Raw genomic sequence first — 9,642 nt, forward strand, 5'->3', positions numbered from 1 at the left:
ACCCGGCGGCGGCCACCAACCTCGCCGCGGCGGTGGAGGACCTGCTGCACCCGCCGCGGCGCCGCGGGCTCGCAGTCGTCGTCTCCGACTTCCTGTCCACCGACCTGCGCTGGGAACGGCCGCTGCGGGTGCTCGCGGCGCGGCATCAGGTGCTCGCCATCGAGATCGTCGACCCGCTCGAGCTGACCCTGCCGCCGGTCGGGCTGCTGCCCGTCGTCGACGCCGAGACGGGGGCGTTCGTCGAGGTCCCGACGTCGTCGCGGCGGTTGCGGGAACGTTACGCCGCGGCCGCCGTCGCCCACCGCAGCGCGGTCTCGCTGGCGTTGCGCCGGGTCGGCGCCGACCATCTGGTCCTGCGCACCGACTCGGACTGGCTGGTCGACATCGTCCGGTTCGCCTCGGAGAACCGGCGCGGCCGGGGCGCCGGCCGCCGCCCGCCCGTGGGTCGGGCCAACCAGAGTGGCACGGCGGCGCCCGCCACCAGTCGGGCAGGCACCTGATGAGCTTCCTGGCCGGGCACTGGCTGTGGCTGTACCTGGGGGTCGGCGCATTGCTGATCGCCTATGTCCTGGTCTCGGCGCGGCGGCAAGTGTATGCCGCCCGGCTGTCGTCGGCGTCGCTGCTGTCCTCGGTGCTTCCCCGCCGACCGCAGTGGTGGCGCCGTCACGTCCCGGCGGCGCTGCTGCTGCTCACCCTCACCGGGTTGGTGTTCTCCCTGTCGCGACCGGCGCGGGCCGAGCGGGTTCCCCGGGAACGCGCGACGATCATCCTGGCGATCGACGTCTCCAACTCGATGGCGGCGACGGACATCGCCCCGACCCGGCTGGCGGCCGCCAAGCAGGGCGCCTCGGCATTCGTCGACCAGCTCCCTCCCCGTATCAACCTCGGGCTGGTCTCGTTCGCCGGCAGCGCGACGGTCCTGGTGCCCGCGTCCGCCGATCGCGAGTCGGTCCGCGCCGGCATCAGCGGCCTGCAGCTCGGTCCCGCGACCGCCGTCGGCGAAGGGATCTTCGCCTCGCTCCAGGCGATCACCACCGCCGGCAAACGGTTCTCCGACGCGGGGCAGAGCGCGCCTCCGGCCGCCATCGTGCTGCTCTCCGACGGGGAGACCACCCGTGGGCGGCCGAACAACCAGGCGATCGAGACGGCACGGCAAGCCCGTATCCCGGTGGACACCATCGCCTACGGCACCGCCGACGGAACGCTCGACGTCGGCGGTCAGGAGGTGCCGGTGCCGGTCAACGAGCAGGCGCTCCGTGACATCGCGGAGCAGACCGGCGGCTCGTACCATCGGGCCACCTCCGGCGACGAACTGCGTTCGGTCTACCGGGGGCTCGGTAGCTCGATCGGGTACCGGACCGAATACCGGGAGGTCACCACCTGGTTCCTCGGGCTGTCCCTGGGGCTGGGATTCGCCGCGGCGGCGACGTCCCTGGCGTTCGCGTCCCGGCTTCCGTGAAGGGATCGACGCCGACGAGGGGGGTCGACCGGACGTCCCGGGGCAGGTCGGCCCCGATCGGACGGGAGCCGTCGATATTCGCCTCGCTGGGTGGCTACGCTGACTAACGTGGGTCAGCTCGACGCGGCCGGAATCATCGATCCTCGACTACGTTCCTCCTACGCGCGGGCCCGGGCGCTCAATGCCGCCCACGGCCGCACGTACTACCTGGCCACCCTGCTGCTGCCAGGGTGGAAGCGGCCCCACGTCCACGCGCTGTACGGCTTCGCCCGCTACGCGGACGAGATCGTCGACGATCTCGACTCCACGCTGACCGAGGCCGAGCGGGCGCGCTGGCTGCACGAGTGGGGCGGCCGGTTCCTCGCGGCACTGCGGGCGGGGACACCCGCCGTCGACGCCGACGCCGAGATCGTCGGCGCCGGGAGGGACCGGCACCGCGCGGAGGTCTCGGTGCTGCCTGCGGTGGTCGACACCATTCACCGCTTCAAGCTCGATCCGGACCATTTCGCGGCGTTCCTGGCCTCGATGGCGATGGACCTCACCGTGACGGAGTACGCGACCTGGGACGAGCTGACCGTCTACATGCACGGATCGGCCGCGGTGATCGGCCTGCAGATGGTGCCGATCCTCGAGCCGGTGGACGACAGCGCCCTGCCCTATGCCCGCGACCTGGGGATGGCCTTCCAGCTCGCCAACTTCATCCGCGACGTCGGCGAGGATCTGCGGCGCGGCCGCGTCTATCTGCCCCGGACCTCGCTGGACCTGTTCGGGGTCACCCGGGAGCAGCTGGCCGCCGGCGTCGTCGACGGGCCGGTCCGCCGGCTGCTGGCCTTCGAGATCAGCCGGGCGCGGGAGCTGTTCCGCGCCGCCGAGCCCGGCATCCGCCTGCTGCACCCAACCTCACGCGACTGCCTGCGGACGGCATTCGTCCTCTACCGGGGCATCCTCGACGAGGTCGAGCGCGCCGACTACCGGGTGCTCGAACGCCGCGTGTCAGTCGGGCTCCCGCGCCGGCTGGCGGTCGCCGGGCCCGCCCTGGTCCGGGCCGCCCGGGCGCGTCGCGGCCACGGCCACCGGGATGCCTCAGATCAGCTCACGGCCCCCCAGGTAGGGCCGCAGCGCCTCGGGAACGCGCACCTCGCCGTCGGCGGTCTGGAAGGTCTCCAGCAACGCCGCCAGCAGCCGTGGGGTCGCCACGGCGGTGTTGTTGAGCGTGTGCGCGAAACGCACGGTGCCGTCGGTGTCGCGATAGCGCAGGTTCGCCCGGCGCGCCTGCCAGTCGTGCAGCGTCGAGCAGCTGTGCGTCTCGCGGAATCGGCCGAGCGAGGGGAACCAGGTGTTGATGTCGTTCATCCGGAACTTGCCGACGCCCATGTCCCCGGTGGCGCATTCGACGACCTCGTAACACAGCCCGAGGTCGGACAGGATCCGCTCGGCGGTGGCCAGCAACTCGGCATGCCAGCGGGCCGACTCGGCCTCGTCGGCGGCGCACAGCACGAACTGTTCGACCTTCTCGAACTGGTGGACGCGCAGCAGACCGCGGACGTCCCGGCTGGCGCTGCCGATCTCCCGGCGAAAGCACGGCGAGATGCCGGCGTAGCGGATCGGCAGGCGGCCCACATCGAGAATCTCCCCGGCATGCAGGCCGACAAGGGCCACCTCGGCAGTCCCCGCCAGGTAAAGCCCGTCAGCGGGGATCGCGTAGATCTCCTCGCGGGCCTTGGGTAGCATCCCGGTGCCAACGAGCGGCTCCTCCCGGACCAGGGCGGGCACCGACACAGGGATGAAGCCCAGCCCGCGCAGCAGGTCGAGCGCATAGGAATGCACCGCGCGCTCCAGCATGACCATGTCACCGACGAGGGCGTACGCCCGCTCCCCCGCGACCCGCCGGGCCCGGGCGAACTCCGCCCACCCTCGTTTCTCGGCCAGTGCCGTGTGGTCGAGCGGGGTGAAGTCGAACTCCGGCGGCTCGCCGACGGTCCGCAACACCACGTTGGCCGACTCATCAGCTCCCACCGGCGCACCCGGCCACGGGATGCCCGGCACCAGCAGCATCAGCTCGGACAGCCGGGCCCCGGTCCGGGCCAGCTGCTCGCGCAGGTCCTTCAGCTGGCGGTCGAACGCCTCGTGCTCGGCCCGCAGCTCGGCCCGCCGGGCCGCGTCGGCCCCGGCGAACTGCTTCGCGAAGCTCTTGCGCCGAGCCTGCGCCTCGTCCACCTCGAACTGCAGTTTGCGATTGTCCCGGTCGAGCTGTAGCAGTTCATCGACATCCAGATCAATGCCTTTAGCCGCGACCGCGTCTTTCACGGCCTGCGGATTCTCCCGGATAAAGCGCTTATCGAGCATGGAATCGCGTCAGCCTCTGATCGGTACCGCATTGTGCTTTGCGGTAACGCTACCAGCCGTCCGGCCCGCTCACCGGTCCGCTCCCGGCCCGGTAGGCACCCGCCCCGGCAGGCACCATGCGGGGCGATCCGCCGCTCACCGGTTACGGTGCACAGACCACGCCAGAAGCAGCAGACCACATCAGAAGCGAGGGAGGCCGGCGACGGTGGCCAGTTCGAGAGAGCGACGTCAACGCGAGCTCGCCGAGGCCCGGGCGGCCCGACAGACGGAGCGGCGCCGGCTCGCCCATCGCCGCCGTCAGCAGCGGCTCGCGGTCGTCTCCGGATTCATCGCGATCGTCGTCGCGGCGTCGACGATCGCCGCGATCCTGCTCACCGGCAAGGACGACCACCCCGACGTGGCCGCCGCCGGTGTCACGACCACACCCACCGCGACCACACCCACCGCGACCGAGCCAACACAATCGGCCGCCCCCCGGCAGACCAGCAGGGTCGGGCAGTGCACCTACACCTCCAACGGGGAGACCCCGGCCCGCGGCGCCACCCTGCCGGCGGCCGCGGCCACCGTCGACACGTCCCCGGCGACAATGGTGATCACCACCAGCGCCGGCACCATCACGGCCGCCTTGGACGCTCAGAAGGCACCATGCACGGTGCACGCCCTGCGCACGCTCGCCGGCGCCAGGTACTTCGACGGCACCGCGTGCCACCGCCAGACCGGAGGCGCCGACGCGGGCATCTCGGTCCTGCAGTGCGGCGACCCCACCGGCACCGGCAACGGCAGCCCGGGGTACGGGTACGCCAACGAGAACACCCAGGGCGTGACCTACGACCGAGGCGTGCTGGCGATGGCGCACAGCCAACTGCCGGACAGCAACGGCAGTCAGTTCTTCATCAACTACCAGAACCCGACCCCGCAGGGCGCGGCGGCGCTCGCCGGCAATTACACCGTCTTCGGGAAGATCACCAAGGGACTCGACGTGCTCGACAAGCTCACCAGGCCCGGCGTCGAGGGCGGCGGCTCCGACGGTGCCCCGGCGAGCAAGCCGAAGATTCTTTCGATCACGATCGCCCAGGGCGGCTGACCCGCCGGTCAACCCGCCCAGCGGCGGATGGTGTCGATGCGGGCCTGGAGCTGCGCAGCGGTGGCCTGGCCGCTCGGCGGGCCGCCACAGGTCCGGCGCAGCTCGGCGTGGATCATCCCATGGGGCTTGCCCGTGCGGTGGAAGTGTGCGCCGACAAGCCGGTTCAGCTCCTTGCGCAGCTTGCCGATCACCTCGTGCACGGGCCGGGTAGCCGCCTCGGCCGCCGGCTGCACGCCCTCGCGGGCCGGCGGGACGGCCGGGACCGAATCGTCGGCACGGGCGGCGGCACGGCGCGTGGCGGCCTGCTGGGCAGCCTCCCGCTGGCGCAGCAGGACCGCGACCTGATCGGGCTCCAGCAGGCCCGGCAGGCCCAGGAAGTCCTCCTCCTCGATGGACCCGGGGGCCGCCGGGGTGCCGAACTCGCCGCCATCGAAGATCACTCGGTCGAGATGGGCCGAGGATCCCAACGCCGTGAACAAGGTGTCCGGCTTGTCGGGGGTGTCTTTGTGCCGGTTGGCGTCCCGCAGCGCGTCGTCGTCAAAGGCGTCCGGATCGCGCGGGGACTTCTCCAGAGCGTGGTCCCGCTGGACCTCCATCTCGCCGGCTAGCGCCAGCAGGGACGGCACGCTCGGGAGGAAGACCGACGCCGTCTCCCCGTGACCGCGGCCCCGAACGAACCGCCCGACGGCCTGGGCAAAGAACAGCGGGGTCGACGCCGAGGTCGCATAGACCCCGACCGCGAGGCGGGGCACGTCCACGCCCTCACTGACCATCCGTACCGCCACCATCCACCGGTCGGCCGACCGGCGAAAGTCGGCGATCTTGGTCGACGCGGTCGGGTCGTCGGAGAGGATCAGCACGGGCGAGGTGCCGGTGATCCGGGTGAGCAGCGCGGCGTAGGCACGCGCGGCCGCGTGATCCGTGGCGATGACCAGTCCGCCCGCGTCGGGCATGCCGCCGGCCCGCACCTGGGACAGCCGGGTGTCGGCGGAGGCAAGCACCGCCGGCATCCAGTCCCCGCCCGGATCGAGCGCGGTGCGCCACGCGGCGGCGGTCTGCTCGTTGGTGAGCGGCTCCCCGAGCCGGGCGCTCAGTTCCGCGCCGGCACTGGTCCGCCAGGTCATCTCACCCGAGTAGGCAAGGAAGAGCACCGGGCGGACGACCCCGTCGCGCAGCGCCTCGGCATAGCCGTAGGAGGAGTCCGCGATGCTGCGCATCACCCCGTCGGGGCCCGGCAGGTAGGTGACGAAAGGGATCGGGTTGACGTCGGAGCGGAACGGAGTACCAGTCAGCGCGAGGCGCCGCGCGGCCGGGGTGAATGCCTCCCGGATCGCCTCACCCCATGACAGCGCGTCGCCGGCGTGATGGATCTCGTCCAGGACGATCAGAGTGCGGCGCGCGGCGGTCCGGGCGCGGTGCAGGGCCGGATGCGCCGCCACCTGGGCGTAGGTCACGGCGACACCGGTGTAGTCGGAGGATGTCACCCCGGCCGAGTTGCGGAAGTCCGGATCGAGGTCGATACCAACCTCCGCCGCGGCCACGGCCCACTGGCGTTTGAGGTGCTCGGTGGGCGCGACGACGGTGATCCGACTGATCTCGCCGTCAGTGAGAAGGTCGGCGGTCACCTGCAGGGCGAAGGTCGTCTTCCCGGCCCCCGGGGTGGCGACCGCCATGAAGTCCCGGGCGCCCGACGACGACCGTGACCGGTAGGTCTCCAGGGCCGCACGCTGCCACGCGCGCAGCGGTCGGGCTGGGGGAACGGGACGTCGTGGACGAGGGCTTCGGTCGAGGGGGCCGGCTCTCACGCCATCACACTCTAGAAGGCGACACTCGGCGAAGACGCTGGCGGTCGCAGGCGCGTCGGGATGACCACACTTTTGCCGTAGATGGTCCCGAAGGGACCACAGCCGAGCATGACCGTCTTATCTCACAGAGGGTTAAGCTCCTGGAGTCAACCGATTGACTTCGGAGGCTCCGATGCAGCTCACGACCGGTCCTTCGGTAGTTCCCCGCGCACCGGTGGCCTCCGCGCCAGCACCTGAGGTATCCGGTGGCGGCAGGATGCCCGCCACCCGCACACCCAACACCCGGCTGCGGCTGAGCCGGGAGGAACGGAGCTGGTCGCAGGAACGGCTCGCCACCGAGATCCGTCGGTTCTCCGTCATCCACGAGGGTCGCGAGGCCGGGGTGACCGGCAACATGATCTGCAAGTGGGAGAAGGGCGACAAGAAACCGAGCCTGCGTTATCAGCGGTTGTTGCGGGCGCTATTCGGCCGGTCGTCGGCGGAGCTCGGTTTCGTGGACGACGAAGCGCTTCCCGCCGCCACCGGAGCACCGCTGGGCGGAACCAGTCAGGGTACGGCCGTCGCCGCGTCGATGAACCTTGAACAGGCGGCCTGCGAGACGGGCGCCGCGGGCACACTCGTGCTTCACCCCGGCGCCGACATGATCGACACGAACGGTATTCCCGTGGAACGTCGGGACTTTCTCCGGCTCTTCGCCGCGGCGGGCAGCGTCGCCGTCGTGCCCATGAACGGCGTCACGGACACCCCGCCCTGGGAGCGCCTCTCGGCGGCGCTGCGCCGCCGTAGCACGGTGACCCCGGAGCTCGCCGACGAGCTGGGCCAGCTCACCGCGGGGCTGTACGGCCTGGAGGAGCGCGTTCCCGCCCGGATCCTGATACAGCGGGTCACCGGGCATCTGAGCAGGCTCAGTCAGCTGCTGGAGACCATGAGCCGGTCCCCGGTGCGCCGTGAGCTGACCTCCACCGCCGGGGAGACGGCGGCGCTCGCCGGATGGCTCTCGTTCGACATGAACGACCTGCCCGCGGCCGTCGCCTACTACCGGGTGGCCATCGAGGCCGCCCGCGAGGCCGACGACAACGCCCTGTGGGCCTGCGTGCTCGGTTACGAGAGCTACCAGACCGCCAGCCGTGGCCGCCACGACCAGGCCTGCGCGCTGCTCGGTGAGGCCCAGCGACGGGCCGCCACGGGCAGCACGGTGATGACCAGGGCCTGGCTGGCTGCCCGGGAGGCTGAGGAGCAGGCCGCCCGCGGCGAGGGCCGGGCGGCGCTGGCCGCCCTCGACCGTGCCCAGGATGCCTTCGACCGGGGTGAGAGCAACGGGGACCGGGTCTGGACGCAGTTCTTCGACCGGGGCCGGCTCGATGGCCTGAAGATCACCACCTACACGCGGCTACGGCGACCCGCCGCGGCCTACGCCGCGGCCACCGAGGCACTGCGGGCGGCCGCTCCCGGTGCGACGAAGAAGCGGTCGTTACTGATGAGCGACATCGCGGAGGTATACATCCAGCGGCGGGAGATCGAGGCGGCCTGCCACTTCGCGGCCGAGTCCCTCGCGATCGTGGCCCAGACGGACTTCTCGCTGGGCCTGGCCCGTATCCGCCGCTCCCGGGAGCACCTGCGGCCCTGGCAGCACACCCAGGCCGTGCGCGAGTTCGACGAGCAGCTGCGGGCACTCACCTGACGGTGGGTGCCGTCTCGGCGCTGATCCAGCCCAGATAGTCGGCATGGCCGGCGACGATCGACATCGCAATGATCTCGGGATTTTCGTAGGGGTGGAGGACCACGAGCCGCTCATGTAGCTCGTCGAATCGTTCGGTGGTCGTTTTCGCCAGACAGAGCCATTCCTCGGCCTGCTCGATCTGGCCCTTCCAGCGGTAGGTGCTGCTCATCGGCCCGATCACCTGGAAACAGGCGACCAGACGCGCCTCCACCAGGAGCCTGCCGATACGGTCAGCGCTTTCCCGGGAGTCGATACTCACGATGACCTGAAGGTAACCCACGCGCACTCCCATCTCTAAAACGATGGATACGCAAGATACCCTACATCGATCAGTGGCGGTAGCCGTTGAATTTACGGTGTCCGGTAGGATCGTCCGTATTCTCCGCGTGACATTCCACCCGGATCCACCCGGAATGGGCGGTTCAGTCGCAAGCCGTTTACCGCCGGTTGATCCGGAGGATACATTCCGGCGCGGAAAGGCCACGCTGGGCGCAAGAGACAACACCCCGCGCCGATCGGAGAAGACCGGCCTGGCCCCGTAACCGTCCTGGTCCCACCCACCGGTTGGTCCTACCGCTGCCGCGGTCCCCCGCCCGGGTCGCTGCCACGCCCGGGTCCGTGCCACCGCCGCCTACGCTGGCTTCACCCGTCCCCGGCAAGCGCGCCGTGAGCCGACGGCCGCTGGGTCTGGCACACGCGGTAGCAGTCGTAGACACCGCCGACGCCGCGCACGGCGCCGAGCACCTTGTCCAATTGCTCCGGCCCGGTGACCTCGATCGTGAAACGCGCATGCGCGACCCGATCATCGGATGTGGTCGTCGAGGCCGCGCGGACGGACGCCGAGATCTCCGAGAGCACCTCGGTGATGTCCGCGAGCAGCCCGTAGCGGTCGAACGCCTCGACGGCGATCGCCGCAGAAAAGATCTGCGCCGGCGGTGCCGACCAGGTCACCACCGCGACGCGCTCGCGGTCCGACCCCGCCTCGGTGGCGTTCATGCACTCCCGGCGGTGCAGAGACACGGTGCTGCCGTGCGTCGCGAAGCCGACGACCACGTCTCCGGGCAGCGGAAGACAACATCGCGCCAGCCTCGCCGGCGCCCGACCACCCACCCCGTCGTCCGCCACGGCCGCGAGGCTGGGCACCCCGCGCCGGGCGATCGGACGGGCCGGCGACGGCAGGCCCGACGAGACGCCGTCCGCGCCGCCGGCGGTCCGCGCCCCGCCGCCG

8 protein-coding genes and 1 pseudogene are annotated in these 9,642 nt (G+C 71.2%); 5 read left to right on the forward strand and 4 right to left on the reverse strand.

What is annotated here, in order from left to right; translation table 11 throughout:
* The 3 genes and pseudogenes from AC08OT_RS15940 to AC08OT_RS15950 all read left to right on the forward strand — a co-directional run.
* Positions 1 to 500 (forward strand): DUF58 domain-containing protein (locus AC08OT_RS15940; RefSeq protein ID WP_476602976.1); only part of this gene is annotated, 500 nt, incomplete at its 5' end.
* Complete coding sequence (locus AC08OT_RS15945; RefSeq protein WP_476591770.1) at positions 500 to 1,459, forward strand: VWA domain-containing protein; 960 nt, start codon at positions 500 to 502, stop codon at positions 1,457 to 1,459. The genes AC08OT_RS15940 and AC08OT_RS15945, both read left to right, overlap by 1 nt.
* Positions 1,460 to 1,567: 108 nt before the next feature.
* Positions 1,568 to 2,404 (forward strand): annotated as a pseudogene (locus tag AC08OT_RS15950) (phytoene/squalene synthase family protein); the annotation flags it as partial.
* A 138-nt stretch (positions 2,405 to 2,542) separates the two neighbouring features.
* On the opposite strand, the gene serS reads toward AC08OT_RS15950, so the two are convergent.
* Complete coding sequence (gene serS, locus AC08OT_RS15955; protein ID WP_476591769.1) at positions 2,543 to 3,805, reverse strand: serine--tRNA ligase; 1,263 nt, start codon at positions 3,803 to 3,805, stop codon at positions 2,543 to 2,545.
* 205 nt (positions 3,806 to 4,010) lie between these two features.
* On the opposite strand from serS, the gene AC08OT_RS15960 reads away from it, so the two are divergent.
* Positions 4,011 to 4,889 carry a peptidylprolyl isomerase gene (locus AC08OT_RS15960; protein WP_476591768.1) on the forward strand — a complete coding sequence of 293 codons (879 nt, stop codon included), beginning with the start codon at positions 4,011 to 4,013 and terminating at the stop codon, positions 4,887 to 4,889.
* Positions 4,890 to 4,897: 8 nt separating this feature from the next.
* Here AC08OT_RS15960 and AC08OT_RS15965 read toward each other — a convergent pair whose 3' ends face one another.
* On the reverse strand, positions 4,898 to 6,694 hold the full coding sequence (locus AC08OT_RS15965) for a DEAD/DEAH box helicase (protein WP_476591767.1): 1,797 nt from the start codon (positions 6,692 to 6,694) through the stop codon (positions 4,898 to 4,900).
* Positions 6,695 to 6,866: 172 nt separating this feature from the next.
* Between AC08OT_RS15965 and AC08OT_RS15970 the strand changes: the two genes are divergently transcribed.
* Positions 6,867 to 8,375, forward strand: a complete 1,509-nt coding sequence (locus AC08OT_RS15970) for a helix-turn-helix domain-containing protein (RefSeq protein ID WP_476591766.1) — start codon at positions 6,867 to 6,869, stop codon at positions 8,373 to 8,375.
* Here the strand turns inward: AC08OT_RS15970 and cutA are convergent.
* Positions 8,368 to 8,694, reverse strand: coding sequence for a divalent-cation tolerance protein CutA (cutA, locus tag AC08OT_RS15975; RefSeq protein ID WP_476602977.1), 327 nt, complete (start codon positions 8,692 to 8,694; stop codon positions 8,368 to 8,370). The genes AC08OT_RS15970 and cutA overlap by 8 nt on opposite strands.
* A 362-nt stretch (positions 8,695 to 9,056) precedes the next feature.
* Positions 9,057 to 9,642 (reverse strand): ACT domain-containing protein (locus AC08OT_RS15980; protein ID WP_476602978.1); only part of this gene is annotated, 586 nt, incomplete at its 5' end.

The sequence above is a fragment of the Frankia sp. CgJB1 genome, assembly GCF_977947065.1.